This window comes from Actinoplanes oblitus, from assembly GCF_030252345.1.
Taxonomy (GTDB): domain Bacteria; phylum Actinomycetota; class Actinomycetes; order Mycobacteriales; family Micromonosporaceae; genus Actinoplanes; species Actinoplanes oblitus.
On the sequence record NZ_CP126980.1, the window covers coordinates 8,424,049 to 8,440,171 of the forward strand.

The 16,123-nt window shown below is 71.6% G+C and carries 15 protein-coding genes; 7 read left to right on the plus strand and 8 right to left on the minus strand.

Features of this window, described 5'->3' with window-relative positions:
• Window positions 1-142: 142 nt before the first annotated feature.
• Genes Actob_RS37365 through Actob_RS37375 form a run of 3 tightly spaced genes read left to right on the plus strand, consistent with a single transcriptional unit; the run spans window position 143 to window position 2,569 of the window.
• Window positions 143-1,330 (plus strand): glycosyltransferase 87 family protein, encoded by a 1,188-nt coding sequence (locus Actob_RS37365; RefSeq protein WP_284916687.1) that lies wholly within the window; start codon window positions 143-145, stop codon window positions 1,328-1,330.
• Window positions 1,327-2,076 (plus strand): helix-turn-helix transcriptional regulator, encoded by a 750-nt coding sequence (locus Actob_RS37370; RefSeq protein ID WP_284916688.1) that lies wholly within the window; start codon window positions 1,327-1,329, stop codon window positions 2,074-2,076. The genes Actob_RS37365 and Actob_RS37370 overlap by 4 nt, the downstream gene beginning before the upstream one ends.
• 31 nt (window positions 2,077-2,107) lie before the next feature.
• A complete protein-coding gene (locus tag Actob_RS37375) occupies window positions 2,108-2,569 on the plus strand; it encodes a DUF3291 domain-containing protein (RefSeq protein ID WP_284916689.1) in 462 nt (153 codons plus the stop codon).
• 163 nt (window positions 2,570-2,732) lie between these two features.
• Here the strand turns inward: Actob_RS37375 and Actob_RS37380 are convergent, their stop codons facing one another.
• Window positions 2,733-5,222, minus strand: a complete 2,490-nt coding sequence (locus Actob_RS37380; protein ID WP_284916690.1) for an FtsK/SpoIIIE family DNA translocase — start codon at window positions 5,220-5,222, stop codon at window positions 2,733-2,735.
• A 95-nt stretch (window positions 5,223-5,317) separates the two neighbouring features.
• Here Actob_RS37380 and Actob_RS37385 point away from each other — a divergent pair, with 95 nt between their 5' ends.
• The gene (locus tag Actob_RS37385; RefSeq protein ID WP_284916692.1) at window positions 5,318-5,725 is read left to right on the plus strand and encodes a YbjN domain-containing protein; all 408 of its coding nucleotides are present in this window, start codon (window positions 5,318-5,320) and stop codon (window positions 5,723-5,725) included.
• Between the two features lie 80 nt (window positions 5,726-5,805).
• Here Actob_RS37385 and Actob_RS37390 read toward each other — a convergent pair whose 3' ends face one another.
• The 5 genes from Actob_RS37390 to Actob_RS37410 all read right to left on the minus strand — a co-directional run bounded on the left by Actob_RS37390 (window position 5,806) and on the right by Actob_RS37410 (window position 11,880).
• Window positions 5,806-7,383 (minus strand): S1 family peptidase, encoded by a 1,578-nt coding sequence (locus Actob_RS37390; RefSeq protein ID WP_284916693.1) that lies wholly within the window; start codon window positions 7,381-7,383, stop codon window positions 5,806-5,808.
• Between the two features lie 94 nt (window positions 7,384-7,477).
• Window positions 7,478-9,166: a ribonuclease J gene (locus Actob_RS37395; RefSeq protein ID WP_284916694.1), complete on the minus strand. Its 1,689-nt coding sequence runs from the start codon at window positions 9,164-9,166 to the stop codon at window positions 7,478-7,480.
• Window positions 9,167-9,179: 13 nt separating this feature from the next.
• Entirely contained in the window at window positions 9,180-10,073 is an 894-nt protein-coding gene (gene dapA, locus Actob_RS37400; protein WP_284916695.1) for a 4-hydroxy-tetrahydrodipicolinate synthase, read from the minus strand.
• Window positions 10,074-10,099: 26 nt separating this feature from the next.
• The gene (locus tag Actob_RS37405) at window positions 10,100-10,645 is read right to left on the minus strand and encodes a DUF2752 domain-containing protein (protein ID WP_284916697.1); all 546 of its coding nucleotides are present in this window, start codon (window positions 10,643-10,645) and stop codon (window positions 10,100-10,102) included.
• Between the two features lie 17 nt (window positions 10,646-10,662).
• Window positions 10,663-11,880, minus strand: coding sequence for a winged helix-turn-helix domain-containing protein (locus Actob_RS37410; protein ID WP_284916698.1), 1,218 nt, complete (start codon window positions 11,878-11,880; stop codon window positions 10,663-10,665).
• Between the two features lie 41 nt (window positions 11,881-11,921).
• Here Actob_RS37410 and Actob_RS37415 point away from each other — a divergent pair, with 41 nt between their 5' ends.
• The 3 genes from Actob_RS37415 to Actob_RS37425 all read left to right on the plus strand — a co-directional run bounded on the left by Actob_RS37415 (window position 11,922) and on the right by Actob_RS37425 (window position 13,968).
• Window positions 11,922-12,425, plus strand: coding sequence for a GNAT family N-acetyltransferase (locus Actob_RS37415; protein WP_284916700.1), 504 nt, complete (start codon window positions 11,922-11,924; stop codon window positions 12,423-12,425).
• Window positions 12,426-12,434: 9 nt separating this feature from the next.
• A complete protein-coding gene (locus Actob_RS37420; RefSeq protein ID WP_284916701.1) occupies window positions 12,435-13,004 on the plus strand; it encodes a GNAT family N-acetyltransferase in 570 nt (189 codons plus the stop codon).
• A gap of 709 nt (window positions 13,005-13,713) precedes the next feature.
• Window positions 13,714-13,968, plus strand: coding sequence for a hypothetical protein (locus tag Actob_RS37425; protein ID WP_284916702.1), 255 nt, complete (start codon window positions 13,714-13,716; stop codon window positions 13,966-13,968).
• 488 nt (window positions 13,969-14,456) lie between these two features.
• Here the strand turns inward: Actob_RS37425 and dapB are convergent, their stop codons facing one another.
• A complete protein-coding gene (gene dapB / locus Actob_RS37430; RefSeq protein WP_284922464.1) occupies window positions 14,457-15,161 on the minus strand; it encodes a 4-hydroxy-tetrahydrodipicolinate reductase in 705 nt (234 codons plus the stop codon).
• Window positions 15,162-15,198: 37 nt separating this feature from the next.
• Entirely contained in the window at window positions 15,199-16,092 is an 894-nt protein-coding gene (locus Actob_RS37435; protein ID WP_284922465.1) for a phosphatase PAP2 family protein, read from the minus strand.
• Window positions 16,093-16,123: the final 31 nt, after the last annotated feature.

Sequence of the window (16,123 nt, forward strand, 5' to 3'; positions counted from 1 at the left end):
GTACCCCGTCGCCCGTACTTCACCATCTGTTCAGCGAATCCGGCAGTGGAGAGGGAAACTCGCGTACACCTCGGGTCGTTACGATCCGGCGCTCGTGACGAGATTCCGTACACGGGGGTTGAATCCCGATTCACTGCTCATCGTGGCCCTGATCATCGTGGCCGCGCTGTTGCGGTTCGCCGGACGGGACTGGGTGGCCGGGGACTTCGCGAAGTTCATCAGGCCGTGGAGCCAGTACATCGCGACGCACGGCTACTTCGCGTCGATGGGCGACGACTTCGCCAACTACAACGTCCCGTACCTCTATCTGCTGAGCGTGCTGACCTGGCTGCACGCGCACACCTCGATCAGCCTGCTGCACCTGGTGAAGGGCCTGTCGGTGGTGTTCGACGCGCTGCTCGCCTGGTACGCCGCCCGGCTCGTCGGCCTGCGCTGGTCCGACCGGCGGATCGTGGCGCTGGCCGGCGTCCTGGTGCTGCTGCTGCCGACCGTGGTGCTGAACAGCGCGTACTGGGCGCAGTGCGACTCGATCTACACCACGTTCACCATGGCCGGGCTGTACTACCTGCTGCGCGAGCGGCCCTGGGTGTCGATGGCCCTCTTCGGGCTGGCGATCACCGTCAAGCTGCAGGCGATCTTCGTGTTCCCGGTGCTGTTCGTGCTGCTGCTGGCCGGCCGGATCAAGCTGCGCCACCTGGCGCCGATCCCGGCCGTCTACGTCGCCCTGGCGATACCGGCCTGGGTGGCCGGCCGGCCGCTCCGGGACCTGATGCTGATCTACGCGAACCAGAGCGACCAGTACACGTCGCTGTCGATGAACGCGCCGACCATCTACACGTTCATCCGGCCGCGGACCGAGGTGATCGCCGACTTCCGCACCGCCGGGGTGCTGTTCACCGCCGCCGCCGTGCTGGTGCTCGCCTACCTGGTGCGGGTCCGGCGGATCCCGCTCGACCGGGAGCGGATCGTCCTGCTCGCCACCGCGTACAGCATCCTGGTGCCGTTCCTGCTGCCCGGGATGCACGAGCGGTACTTCATGCAGGCCGAGGTGCTGGCCGTGGTGGCGGCGCTGTACCTGCCGCGGCGGCTGTGGCCGGTGCCGGCGCTGGTGCAGATCGCCTCGCTGATGAGTTACCTGCCGTACTTCCTCGGCGCCAAGCGACCACAGCCGATGGACTTCCGGCTGCTCGCCGTGCTGATGGTCGCCGCGCTGCTGCTGACCGGGTGGCAGCTGCTGCGTCCGCCTCCGGCGCCGGAGGTGGAGCGGGCGGAACGCGACGAGACAGCCTTTCTAGTGCCAAATCAGGTTGGCAATACGATTGCCGTGTGACGACTTCGAAAGACCTGGACGACCTGGACGACCTGGACGCCCTCACCGCTCTCGCCGACGGCGTGCGGCGGCGGGCGTACCGGGTGGTGGCCGACGGGGCCGGGCCGGTCGGGCGGGACGAGGTGGCCGAGGCGCTCGGCATCGGCCGCACGCTGGCCGCGTTCCACCTGGACAAGCTGGTCGCCGCCGGGCTGCTGGCGACGTCCTACGCGCGACGGTCGGGCCGCAGCGGGCCGGGCGCCGGGCGGCCGGCCAAGCTGTACCACCTGGCGCCGGCGGAGCACGCGGTCAGCGTGCCGCCGCGGGCCTATCGCACCGCCGCCGAACTGCTGGCCGAGACGCTCGACGAGCTCGGCGCGGAGAACGCGCTGAACGAGGTGGCCCGGCGGCACGGCCGGCGAGCCGGCGCGGCGGGAGGCGGGCAGCGAGCCGTCGTGGCCGACGGCGGGCCACCGGACGCCGGCACGGGCGGGGACGGGCCACGAGACGCCGGCGAGCAGGGCGTGCACGCGCTGCTCGCCGGGCACGGGTACGCGCCGGTGGCAGCCGGGCCGGGTCGGATCGAGCTGCGCAACTGCCCCTTCCACCGGCTGGCCGAGCAGTTCCCCCCGGTGGTCTGCGGGATGAACCTGGCGCTGGTCAGCGGCCTGCTGACCGGAGCGGGCCAGGACACGGCGTGGACCGCCCGGATGGACGCGGCGCCCGGCCGGTGCTGCGTCAGCCTTTCTAAAACAAATCTTGATTGACAATAGAGACGGGAGTTGGTGAGCTGGTGCCATGAGCGCCTTCCACCTCGCCCAGATCAACACCGCCCGTCTGAGAGCCCCGCTGGACGATCCGTCGATGGCCGAGTTCGTGGCCGGCCTGACCCTGATGAACGAGCTGGCCGACCGCTCACCCGGCTTCGTCTGGCGGCTGGCCGGCGACGACGGGGACGGCACGATCGCCGCCCCCGCCGATCCGAGCCGGATCTACACGCTCTCGGTCTGGGAGTCCCCCGCGCACCTGCGCGCCTACGCCTACCAGAGCCAGCACCTCGACTACCTGCGCCGCCGCCGCGAGTGGTTCCACCCCAACGGCCCGGAGGCCGCCCTGGTCCTCTGGTGGCTCCCGGCCGGCGAGATCCCCACCCTGGACGAGTCCATCGCCCGCCTGGACCGGCTGCGCGCGGACGGCCCCACTCCCGAAGCGTTCACGTTCCGTGACGTCTTCCCGGCCCCGGCGTCAGTGGCGCGCTGACACGCCGGTCTTGATCTCCGGAACCACCCACGGACAGTAAAGGGGCCGGCGATCGCTTTGGACGCGCAGCGGCCAGATCGCCGGCCCCGGCCCGCGCGGGAGCATGCGATCCGCACCCCAGCGGACCCGCGCACATCAAGAATTTGATCTTCATCGGGGAAGATCAGTCGACGCGCAGGGCTGCCAGCGATTCTTCCAGTTCGTCCGGCTTGATGAGAACGTCGCGCGCCTTCGACCCCTCGGAGGGGCCGACGATGCCCCTGGTCTCCATCAGGTCCATCAGGCGGCCGGCCTTGGCGAACCCCACCCGCAGCTTGCGCTGCAGCATCGACGTCGAGCCGAACTGGCTGGTCACCACCAGCTCGATCGCCTGGATCAGCAGCTGCAGATCGTCGCCGATCTCCTCGTCGATCTCCTTCTTCTTGCTCGGCGGCGCGTCGGTGACGCCCTCCTGGAACTCCGGCTCGCGCTGGTCCTTGCAGAACTTGACGACCTTGGCGATCTCTTTCTCGTCGACCCAGGCGCCCTGGATACGGGTCGGTTTCGAGGCGCCCATCGGCAGGAAGAGACCGTCGCCGCGGCCGAGCAGTTTCTCCGCGCCCGGCTGGTCCAGGATGACCCGGGAGTCGGCCAGCGACGAGGTCGCGAAGGCCAGCCGGGACGGCACGTTCGCCTTGATCAGGCCGGTCACCACGTCCACCGAGGGGCGCTGGGTGGCGAGGACCAGGTGGATGCCGGCCGCGCGGGCCAGCTGGGTGATCCGGACGACCGAGTCCTCGACGTCGCGCGGGGCGACCATCATCAGGTCGGCCAGCTCGTCGACGATCACCAGGAGGTACGGGTACGGCTTCATCACCCGCTCGCTGCCCGGCGGCGCGGTGATCTCGCCGCTGCGGACCTTGCGGTTGAAGTCGTCGACGTGGCGCACCCCGTTGGCGGCCAGGTCGTCGTAGCGCATGTCCATCTCGCGGACCACCCACTCCAGGGCGTCCGCCGCCTTCTTCGGGTTGGTGACGATCGGCGTGACGAGGTGCGGGATCCCCTCGTACGCCGTCATCTCCACCCGTTTCGGGTCGACCAGCAGCAACCGGACCTGCTCCGGGGTGGCCCGGGTGAGCAGCGACACCAGCAGCGAGTTCAGACAGGAGCTCTTGCCCGCGCCGGTGGCGCCGGCGATCAGGATGTGCGGCATCTTGGCGAGGTTCGCCACCACGAAGCCGCCCTCGATGTCCTTGCCGAGCGCGACGACCATCGGGTGGTGGTCGGCGGTGGCCGCACGGGAGCGCAGCACGTCGCCGAGCGCGACGTTCTCCGGGTCGGTGTTCGGGATCTCCACGCCGACCGCGCTCTTGCCCGGGATCGGGGAGAGGATGCGGACGTCGGGGGACTTCACCGCATACGCGATGTTGCGCGACAGCTGGGTGATCCGCTCGACCTTGGTGCCCGGGCCGATCTCCACCTCGTACCTGGTGACTGTCGGGCCACGGGTGAAGCCGGTGACCGCGGCGTCCACGTTGAACTGGTCGAAGACGCCGGTGAGCGCCGCCATGATCTCGTCGTTGGCGCGGCTGCGGGATTTCGGCGGCGTGCCGGTGCCGAGCAGGTTCGCCGGGGGCAGGCGGTAGTCGCCGCTGTCCACCGACGAGATGTCCAGCTGCTCGGCGCGCACCGGCGGCTCAGAGTGCTCCGGCGGCGGCGGCTTCTTGCGGGTGGCCGGCAGTTTCGGCAGGGCGACCGTGTCGTGCAGGATGAGGTCCTCGTCCGGCTCGACCGGCTCGACCGGCTCGTCCCCGGGTGCCGGGATCGGGATCGGCGACGGCCGGCGACGGCGCGGCTTGACCGGCGCCACCACCTCCTCCACCTCGTCGATCTCGTCCGGGAGGATCGCCGGGGCGCGCGGGGCGGACCGGCCGAGGACCAGGTCGCCGAGGAGCGCGAACCGCTCCGGGATCTTCGCGATCGGCGTCGCCGTGATCACCAGAAGACCGAAGACGAAGAGCAGGATCAGCAACGGTACGGCCACCCAGGCGCTCACCGCTCGCTCCAGCACCGAGCCCACGCCGTAACCGAGCAGGCCGCCGTTGCCGGTCAGCGCGACGTCCGGGGTGGGGTCGTCGGAGAGGTAGAGCAGGCTGGCGGTGGCGACGATGACCGCCGACCAGCCGACCGGGTTGCGGCCCCGGTGGTCCGGGTCGACCGGCTCGCGCATCAGCCGCACCGCGCCGTAGAAGAACAGCAGCGGCAGGAAGACGCCCAGCCCGCCGAAGAACAGGTGGATCGCGTCGGCCAGGCGCTGGCCGAGCGGGCCGGCGCCGTGCGCCCAGACGGCGACCGCGGTCAGGATCGAGAAGCCCAGCATGAGCAGCCCGGCGCCGTCGCGGCGGTGCTCCGGGCCGATGTTGCGGGCGTTACGCCCGGCGCCCCGGGCCACCCAGCCGACGCTGTGCGCCAGGCCCATCCAGAGGGCGCTGACACCGCGGCTCACGCCGGGCCCGATCGCCGGCGGCCGGTTCGCCGCGGCACGCTTGCGGGCGGCCGGCTTGGCGGCCGCCTTCTTGACCGGCCGGGCCGGTTGCCGGGCACGCGAGGTCGCGGCGCCGCGCGACGTGGACGCGGCACGGCCCCGGCTCGCCGGAGGAGTTCGGCCCGCCATGGATGACACCGTATCGGTAAGGATCCAAAGCATCGAGCAGGCGCACCGTGACCCATCCTCGCTTTTGCCGGGTGCCCGGCGCTTAAGCTCACCACGTGCAACCACTCGACAACGAGATGATCAAGGCAGCCCTGGACGCGCGCGGGTTCGCGTACTTCGTCGACGCGGACGGTGACATCGCCGGGAACTTCCAGGGGAACCTGATCTATTTCTTCCGGCTCGGCGAGAACAAGGAGATGCTGCAGATCCGGGCGATGATGCAGCATGTCTTCACTGTCGAGGACGTGCCGAGACTCTACGAGTTCTGCAACACCTGGAACCGCGACCAGCTCTGGCCGAAAGCGTATGTGCAGGTCACCGACGACGGCGCGGTCGTGGTGGTGGGCGAGGTGTCGACCGACTGGGAGCGCGGCGTGACCCCGGAACAGCTCGACCAGGTGCTGATCTGCGGGATCGCGACAGGGTGCCGGCTCGGCGAGGCGCTCGGCGAGCTGAAGAACTAGAGACCACCCGTCGCCCGTCCGGAAAGACGGAAAGGACCGGGGCCGCTGCCGGCCCCGGTCCTTTTTCGCGTACGCCGTGACTACCGCACGTCGAAGCCCAGCGAGTAGGCGCCGCTGCCGGAGGTGGCTACCACCACGTACCGGAAGGTGCCGGAGCCCTGCTCGACGCTGAGCGTCTTGACGCCGTCGCCGGTGGCCTGCGCCACGGTGCGGAAACCGTTGCGGGTCAGCCGCTGCAGGACCAGGCCGAAGTCGGCGCCGTCGGGCGACTGGAGGCAGGCGGTGTGGGTGCCGGCCCGGGCCCGGAAGCTACCGCCGTCCGGCTGCGCCTGCGCCTTGCCCGCCTTGCTGAGCGAGCCGTCGCGCTGCACCGGCAGGTCGCCGCAGGCGGCCGCGTCGCCACCGTCACCGGCGTCGCCGCCGTCGCCGGCCGCCGGAGCGCTCGCCGCCGGATCGGCGGTGTCCCCGGCCGCGCCCCCGCCGCCGCTGGTCACCAGCGTCAGGTTGTTCGCCGCCAGGATCTCGTTGACCGGCTGGAAGAACGTCTCGCCGCCGGCCGTGCAGTCGCCGGAGCCACCCGAGGTGACGCCCTGCGCCTGGTCGCCGGAGAGCCACGGGCCACCCGAGTCGCCGCCCTCGGCGCAGACGTCGGTGCGGGTCAGGCCGGTCACGGCGCCCTCCGGGTACCGGACGGTCTGGTTCTTGGCCAGGATGGTGCCGCAGAACGTGCCGGTGGTGGAGCCGGACCGGCAGACCGCGGCGCCGACCGGCGCCTCGGTGTTGCCGGCCACCGGGAGCTCGTTGCCCTTGAAGTCGTTGACCACCGGGCGCGGCGTCCAGTCGCCGTTCACCTCGACGAAGCCCATGTCGGCGTTGCCCGGGAAGACCGAGGCCTTCACCACGCCCTGGGCCTTCTGGTTGAAGCCGGTGGTCGTGGTGCCCGGCGTGCCGCAGTGGCCGGCGGTCACGAAGCCGCCCTCCACCGAGAAGCCGATCGAGCAGCGGGCGGTGCCGCCGTCCAGCGAGATGAAGTACGGGTCCGCGCCGCGCACGTCGAACAGCGGCTTCGGCTGCCGGTTGCTGACCTTCACGGTGACCGCGTCGGCCGGGATGCCCGCCCGGCGCGCGAACGCCGCCGGATCGGTCTTGGCGTCCGGCTGCGCGACGATGACCAGCTTGTTGGTCGGGGCGTCGACGTACCAGCCGGTCAGCCCGCTGGCCGACTTCACCTTCGCGTCCAGCTTGCTCTTGGCCTGGTCCAGGTCGGCCTCGCTGCGCTCGACCAGCACCGGTACCGCGCCGGCCTTCTTGACCTGGGCGGCCGCGCCGGAATCGGTCACCGCGACCTTCAGCGTGGTGCCGTCCTTGGCGAGCCACGCGCCGGCGTAGCTGTCGCCGGTGGCCGCGGCCAGGGTCGCGGTGACCCCGCCGGCCCACTTCGACCGGTTCAGCCGGGTCGTCGCCTGCTGCGCGTCGAGGCCCAGGTCACGCTTCATCGCCGCGAGCAACTGCGGGGACACACCCCCGTCTCCGCCCGCTCTCGTCGTGCCGCGGTCGCCGGCCGGCGTGGTGCCGGCCAGCGACGGCAGGGTGAAGGCGACAGCTGCCGCGGTCGCCGCCACCACCGCTGCGGCAACGGCGATCGATCTGCGCTGCATCTGGAGTACTCCCTCCGCCACGGGTGCCGTGGGGGCGGCACCGTGCCCAGGAGTACGCAGTCTGACCGAAAACGGTTGAGTCGTTAAGCCAGCCTTAAACCTCGACCACCGTCGGGACGATCATCGGGCGGCGCCGGTACGCGTCGTTCACCCAGCGGCCGACCGTCCGGCGGACCACCTGCTGGAGCTGGTGGGTGTCGGTGATGCCGTCCTCGGCCGACCGGTGCAGGGCGGCGGTGAGCAGCGGGATCACCGGGTTGAACGCGTCCGGGTCCTCGGAGAAGCCCTTGGCCGACACGCTCGGCTCGCCGACCACCTTGCCGGTCACCGAGTCGATCACCACGGTGGCCGCGATGAACCCGCCGTCGCCGAGGATCCGGCGCTCGGTGAGCAGCGACTCACTGACGTCGCCGACCGCGAGGCCGTCCACGTAGACGTACCGGCTGCGGACCCGGCCGACCACCCGGGCGTGGCCCTCGACCAGGTCGACCACGTCGCCGTCCTCGCAGAGCACCACCCGGTCCGGCGCGACGCCGGTCTCGATGCCGAGCTGGGCGTGGGCGCGCAGGTGCCGCCACTCGCCGTGCACCGGCATCAGGTTGCTGGGCCGGGTCACGTTCAGCAGGTAGCGCAGCTCGCCGGCCGGGGCGTGCCCGGAGACGTGCACCTTGGCGGTCTCCTTGTGGACCACCGTGGCGCCGGCCCGGGACAGCTGGTTGATCACCCGGTAGACCGAGGTCTCGTTGCCCGGCACCAGCGAGCTGGCCAGCACGACGGTGTCCCCCGGCGCGATGGTGATGTGCCGGTGATCACCGGTGGACATCCGGCCCAGGGCGCTCATCGGCTCGCCCTGCGACCCGGTGGACATGAAGACGATCTCGTCGGGCGGCAGGTGGGTGGCCTCGTCCAGGCCGACCAGCAGGCCGTCCGGGATGCGCAGCAGTCCCAGGTCACGGGCGATGCCCATGTTCCTGACCATGGACCGGCCGATCAGCGCGACCTTGCGCTCGTACTCCCAGGCGGCGTCCATGACCTGCTGGACCCGGTGCACGTGGGAGGCGAAGCTGGCCACGATGATCCGGCCCTTGGCCTTGCCGAAGATCGAGCTGAGCACCGGGCCGATGTCCCGCTCCGGCGCCACGAACCCGGGCACCTCGGCGTTCGTCGAGTCGGACAGCAGCAGGTCGATGCCCTCGGCGCCGAGCCTGGCGAAACCGGCCAGGTCGGTGATCCGGCCGTCCAGCGGGACCTGGTCCATCTTGAAGTCGCCGGTGTGCAGGACCAGCCCGGCCGGGGTACGCACGGCGACCGCCAGCGCGTCCGGGATCGAGTGGTTCACCGCGAAGAACTCGCACTCGAACGGGCCGAGCCGCTCGATGCCACCCTCGCGCACGGTGAGGGTGTACGGGTCCAGGCGGCGCTCGGCCAGTTTCGCCTCGACCAGCGCCAGGGTGAACTCCGAGCCGACCAGCGGGATGTCCGCCTTGTGCGCGAGCAGGTAGGGCACCGCGCCGATGTGGTCCTCGTGCCCGTGGGTCAGCACGATGGCCTGAATGTCGTCGAGCCGGTCCAGGATCGGCGCGAAGTCCGGCAGGATCAGGTCGACACCGGGCTGCTCGACGTCGGGGAAGAGCACCCCGCAGTCGATCACCAGCAGTTTGCCGTCGAACTCGAGGACCGTCATGTTGCGGCCGATGGCGCCGAGCCCGCCGAGCGGGATGACGCGCAGGGCGCCCTCCGGCAGCGGCGGCGGCGGACCCAGCTCCACGTGAGCGTTAGTCATTCGCCTCTTCCTGTCAGAGCACGATGCCGGCCGCGGCGGCGTCCTGGCGAAGTTGGTTCAACTCGTCGTCGCTCGCGTCGACCAGTGGGGACCGGACCGGGCCGGCGGGCAGTCCGGACGCGTTCAGCCCGGCCTTCACCAGGATCGTCCCCGGGGACCGGAAGATGCCGGTGAACAGCGGCAAAGCCTGGCGGTGCAGGCGCAGCGCGGTGGCCGTGTCACCGGACTCGTACGCCTCGATCAGGCTTTTCGCCAGCACACCGGTGAAGTGCGAGGAGGTGCCGACCAGGCCGACGCCGCCGATCGACAGCAGCGGCAGGGTGGCCGCGTCGTCGCCGGAGTAGAACGCCAGGTCGGTCCGGCTGAGCACCCACGAGCTGGCGATCAGGTCACCCTTGGCGTCCTTGACCGCGACGATCCGCTCGTGCTCGGCCAGCCGCACCAGAGTCTCGGTGGCGATCGCCGTGCCGGCCCGGTGCGGGATGTCGTAGGCCATGATCGGCAGGCCGGACGCGTCGGCCACCGCCAGGAAGTGCCGCAGCACGCCGGCCTGCGGGGGCTTGTTGTAATACGGCGTCACGACCAGCAGGCCGTGCGCGCCGGCTTTCTCCGCGGCGTGCGCCAGCTCGATGGTGTGCGCGGTGTTGTTGGTGCCGACCCCGGCGATCACCTTGGCCCGGTCGCCGACGGCCTCCACCACGGCCCGCAGGAGCGTCTCCTTCTCCGCGTCGGTCGTGGTCGGGGACTCGCCGGTGGTGCCGCTGATCACGAGCGCGTCGTTGCGCTGCTCGTCGACGAGGTGGACGGCCAGGCGGGCCGCGCCCTCGGTGTCCAGGGAGCCGTCCGGGGTGAACGGTGTCACCATGGCGGTCAGCAGCCGGCCGAAGGGCCGCGGGTCGTGCGTCATACCTGACAACCTATCGGACGCGCTCGTCACACGTAGAAAGCGGTGAACGGGGCCCAGGGGAGGTTACGCAGGATGCTCCAGACGCCCCAGACCGCCATGAATGTGATCATGACGGCCGGACTGATCGTGAGTTGCCGGATCCGCCACCCGAAGAGCTTGCGGCCGGCCCAGGACAGGTACATGTACAGCAGGAACGGCACCGCGAAGACGAAGACGGCGTGGTGCCGGGCGGCCGCCGGCAGGTCGCCGTGCAGCAGGAACCACGCGGCGCGGGTGCCGCCGCAGCCCGGGCAGACGAAACCGGTGACATATTTCAGCAGGCAGGTGGGCTCGGCGCCGGCCTCGGCCCGGGTCGGGTCGGTGAGCAGGGTGTAACCCACCGCGCCGCCCATGCAGGCCAGCACGGCCAGCGGGGCGAGCCAGGCCGGCGAGCGGGTGGCCAGCCGGTCGAAGAAACGGGTCAGCCGGTCCGGGTGGGCGGGCTGGTAGGCCCGATAGGCCGGCCAGTCCGGGGGCACCTGCGGGCCCTGCGTCGGCTGGCTCTCCAGCCAGGGCGGGAGGGCGGTGCTCATGGCCGTCACGGTACACCTCAGGGCGCTTTCAACGCCGCTGTCAGCGGGCCGGCGAAGTCACCCGCCGCCGGGGCCGCGATGGTGTCCAGCCCCAGCCAGCCGGCCAGCCGGCGCAGCTCGGCGGCCAGCGCCTCGGCGGTCTCGTCCTGGTCGGCGGACGGCTCCAGCCAGGCGGCCGGCACCTCCAGCACCCCGGTCTGCCGGTTCGCCTTGAGGTCGAGGCGGGCGGCGAACCGGTCGCCGAGCAGGAACGGCAGCACGTAGTAGCCGTAGAGCCGCTGCGGCTTGGGCACGTAGATCTCGATCCGGTACGTCATGTCGAAGAGCCGCTCGGTGCGCTCCCGCTGCCAGATCAACGGATCGAACGGGCTGATCAGGGTGGCCACGTCGACCCGGCGCGGCAGTTTCGCCTCGTGGTGCAGGTAGGCCACCGGTTTCCAGCCGGGGACGGCCACCGGGCGCAGCACACCCGCCTCGACCAGCTCGGCGATGGCGGCGCGGCACTCCCTGGTCGGCAGCCGGAAATAGTCGCGCAGCTCCGGCTCGGCGGCCACGCCCAGTGCCCGCGCGGAGAGCTCGACCAGGGCGCGGAAGGCATCCGCCGGCTCCGGGGTGGGCGCGTCGACGATGGCGGCCGGCAGCACCCGCTCGGTCAGGTCGTAACGCCTGGCGAAGGAGGTGGTGCGCTCCGCGGCGCTCACCTGGCCGGTGTAGAACAACCACTCCAGCGCCTGCTTGACCACCGACCAGTTCCACCCCCAGTGGTCCTTGCGGCGCGGCACGTCGTGCTCGATCTCGGCCGCGGTGAGCGGACCCCGGCCGCGGACCTCGTCGAGCACCCAGGCCACCAGGTCGGGCTGCTCGGCGGCGACCCGGCGCATGCCGCCCCAGGCCAGCTCGTGCGCCTTGGCCATCCGCCAGCGGAAAAGCGGCTGCAGGTCGACCCGGATCAGCGAGGCCTCGTGGCCCCAGAACTCGAACAGCTCCCGGGGCTTGCGATAGGCCGCGCGCTCCAGCAGGGCCGGCGGGTAGGGGCCGAGGCGGCTGTAGAGCGGCATGAAGTGGGCGCGACGCAACACGTTCACCGAGTCCATCTGGATCAGGTGCAGGCGGCGCAGCACCCGGCGCAGGTGGCGCAGGTCGGTGGCGCCGCCCGGCTTGGGATCGGTGAAACCCTGCGCGGCCAGGGTGACCCGGCGGGCCTGGGCGACGGAGAGCGTCTCGAGACTGGTCATCGATCAGCAGACTAGGACAGGGGTATGACAGAGTTTCGCGGGTGGGGACCGTGATCCGGGCACAGACCGCGGACGACATCGACGCGGTCGCCGCCGTGCACGTGCGCAGCACCCGGGCCGGCTATGCCGGCATCATGCCGGCCGGGCACCTCGCGGCCCTGGACCCGGCGGTCTTCGCCGCCCGGCGCCGCAGCGTGCTGGCCGAGAGCGACCGGCACACCCTGGTGGCCGAGCGGGACGGGCGGATCGTCGGCTTCGTCAGCTTCGGGCCGGACCGGGAGGTGGCGACGCTCGGCGAGCTCTACGCGATCTACGTGGCACCGGATGCGTGGGGCACCGAGGCGGGCCGGCTGCTCTTCGAGGCCGCGCGGGACGCGCTGCGGGACCGGCACTACCCGGAGATGCGGTTGTGGGTGCTGGCCGCGAACGAGCGGGCCCGGCGGTTCTACGAGCGGGCCGGGATGACCACCGACGGGGTGGCCGTGACACACCGCGCGGCGGCCGGGATCGAGCTGCCGAAGCTGCGCTACCGGCGTCCTCTGTAGGCTGCCGCCATGGCTCTCGGCTTCGTCCGTACCGCGCGTCCCGAGGACGCCCCGGAGATCGCTCGCATCCAGCTGACCACCTGGCGCAGCGCGTATCGGCGCATGTTCCCGGCGCACGTGCTGGCCCAGCTCGACGAGGGGATGCTCGCCGCGGGCTGGGCCGAGGCGGTCACCGCCCCGCCGTCGCCGCGGCACCGGGTGCTGATCGCTGTCGAGCAGGGGGAGACCGCCGAGCACGTGGTCGGCTTCGCGGCCGCCGGGCCGGCCGACGAGCAGGCCCTGGCACCCGAGGAGCCGCCGCTGCCGCCCTCGGTCGCGGCGGTCACCGACCTGCTGGTCGAGCCGCGCTGGGGTCGCCGCGGGCACGGCAGCCGGCTGCTCGCCGCCGCCGTCGACCTGTGGCGCGAGGACGGCTTCACCTCGGCCGTGGCCTGGGCTTACGACTCGGACGCGGTGATGCGGAAGTTCCTGGGATCGGCGGGCTGGGAGCCGGACGGCGCGGGCCGCGCCCTGGACGTCGAGGACCTGCTGGTCCCCCAGTTGCGCCTGCACGTCGACCTCACCCCGGTGAGCGTCTGAGAGGCAGCGGCTCGCCCGGGACGTTGACGGCAGTCGCGCTCACGGCCGTTCCGCATGCTGGCGGCAGTGGCGCTGATGGCCGTTCCGCATGCTGGCGGCAGTGGCGCTGATGGCCGTTCCGCATGCTGGTGGCAGTGGCGCTCCCGGCCGTTCCGCGCGCAATCGTGCTCACCCGCCCGCTCCGCACGCTGACCGCAGCCGCGCTCACGGCCCGCCCTCCCTAGGGGGATCCCCCTCGGACAGTGTGACGGATTCCGGAGTGGCTCGGCGGGAGGGCTGTGGATAACCCGGATGGGTGCGTTTCCTCCGGAGGAGATCGTCGAGGCGACTCGTCCCCGTAAGCCGAGGTCCGCTGCTCGTCGGCGCTGCCGCCGGTAGCGGTATTCGCCGGCTCTGGTTGCGGTGTGTGCTGGCCGCGGTTGCGCCCCGGGCCAGGGGTGCCGCAGCCGCGGTCGCGGCTGCCGCTGCCATCCGCCGATGATCACGGTCAATGCGGGTCTGCGGCCGGTCATGGTCCGCGGTCCGCTCCGGGCCGTGGTCCGCTTTCCGGTACGCCCGCAGCACCCAGTCCCGAGTAACCAACCCCGCCCCGTCAAGATCAGTCCCGGCTGGCCGTGACGGTGGTATCCGGAGTGCTGACACCACCATGAACGCCAGCCCCGAGATCCGAGCTGGCCGTGACGGTGGTATCCGGGGTGCTGACACCACCATGAACGCCAGCCCCGAGATCCGAGCTGGCCGTGACGGTGGCATCCGGGGTGCTGACACCACCACGAACGCCAGCCCCGAGATCCGAGCTGGCCGTGACGGTGGCATCCAGGGCACGGACACCACCACGAACGCCAGCCCCCACACCCTGGCTGGCCGCGACGGTGGCATCCACGGCACGGACACCACCACGAACGCCAGCCGCGAGACCCGGCTGGCCGTGACGGTGGCATCCGGGGTGCTGACACCACCATGAGCGCCAGCCACGGTTTTCTGGCTTGCGCTGGCCGGGGCCGGCACCGCCCTGGGCATCAGTGGACCGCGACCCGAACCGCGTGCCGTGGCGACCAGCCACCGGCCGCAGGGGCGGCCACCGACCCGGGGGACCACCGACCACGGGGGCGGCCGCGACGGTGGCCGACAAGCCCCGCGGCTGGCACGCCCACGACCGCTACCAGCCACCGAGCGCGATGACGCGACATCCGCAGCTTGCCGGAGCCGGTCAGCGGTGCCGCCCTATGCGCCCCGGCCAGCAAGGACACGAACCGGCCAGGCGCGCTCGCCGGCCCACGCGGTGACGCGGACGACGGGGTTTCGGTGACCACCCGCGGACAGTGCAGGGCGGGCTGATCGTTCTGGACGCGCAGCGGCCAGATCAGCCCGCCCGGCCCGCGCGGGAGCATGCGATCCGCACCACAGCGGACGCGCGTAAATGAAGATCTTGAAAGGAGGTGCGGGCCGGGATCAGTCGAGCAGCTCGTCGAGGCCGAGGGTCAGGCCGGGCCGCTTGACCACCTCGCGGATCGCCAGCAGCACGCCCGGCATGAACGACGAGCGGTCCAGCGAATCGTGCCGGATGGTGAGTGTCTCGCCCGCCGTGCCGAACAGCACCTCCTGGTGCGCCACCAGGCCGGACGCGCGCACCGCGTGGATCCGCACGCCCTCGATGTCGGAGCCGCGGGCGCCGGCGAACTCGTCCTCGGTGGCGTCCGGCATCGGCGGGCAGTTCGCCGCCTTGCGGGCCTCGGCGATCAGCCGCGCGGTGTGCATCGCGGTGCCGCTGGGCGCGTCCAGCTTGCGCGGGTGGTGCTGCTCGATGATCTCCACCGACTCGAAGTACCGGGCGGCGCGGGCGGCGAACTGCATCATCAGGACGGCGCCGATCCCGAAGTTCGGCGCGATCACGACGCCGACCCCGGGCTTGGCGGCCAGCCAGCCGCGGACCTGGTCGAGCCGCTCCGAGGTGAAACCGGAGGTGCCGACCACCACGTTGAGGCCCTGCTCGATCGCCCAGCGCAGGTTCTCCATCACCACCGTGGGGTTGGTGAAGTCGACCAGCACCCGGGCACCGGCCTCGACCGCGGAGGCGCGGGTGTCGTCGTGGTCGAGCAGCGCGACCAGGTCGAGATCGGAAGCGGCGTCGACCGCCTTGCACACCTCGAGGCCCATGCGGCCCCGGGCGCCGAGAACACCGACACGGATGGGTTCAAGAGTCACCCGGTGAACCTAACCTAGCCGCCCACCGGCGCTCGGCCCAGCCCACGATGAGGAACACCGCCGCCACGTAGAGCCAGCCGACCAGTACGTCGATCATGTAGTGCTCACCGGTGTAGACCAGCGTGAAGGTCATCGCCAGCGGGTACGCCAGCAGCAGCGGCCACCAGCGCTTGCGCACCATCGGCAGGAAGAACGCGACGGCCATCATCGCCCACGCGGTGTGCAGCGACGGCATCGCGGCGACCGGGTTGGACTGCTCGACCTGCAGCGCGTTCAGCGTGTTGCCGGCGCCGTGCAGACCGAGCACGTCCCAGCCGTTGGTGGAGATGCGGGCCACCGGCTCGGTCAGGTGACCGTGCTCGTGCGCCCACCACGGCGGGGCGGCCGGGAAGAGGAAGTAGGTGGCCAGGCCGAACACGCACAGGGTGAACCAGCGGCGCATGAACCGGGCCCACGGCGCCCGGGCGCGCACCCAGAGGATCACCGCGATGGTCGGCACGGTCAGGAAGTGCGAGACGTAGATCAGCGTGACCACCGCGAGCCACCACGGCGTCTCGCCGGGGTGGTAGAGGTGCTGCTGCAGCCAGGTGGTCGGCACCTGGCCGCCGGTCAGCCAGCCGAACATCGCCTTGTCGGCGTCGATCAGCGGGGTCACGTGCGGGGCGAAGAAGTCGTCGGCCCAGCTGCGCGAGACGTTGTAGACCACCAGCAGCAGGGCGATCGGCAGCCAGTCGCGCAGGAAGAGCAGGTGGGTCCGCCACGGTTCGTGGTTGCGCCAGGCGATGGTGGCCAGCCACAGCCAGCCGAACGCGATCAGCGGGTCACTGGTCGGCACGCCGACGAAGTACACCCCGACGGCGAAGACCACCCCCCAGACCAGCATGCCGACGGTGCGTCGCCGCCGGAGCGAGAGG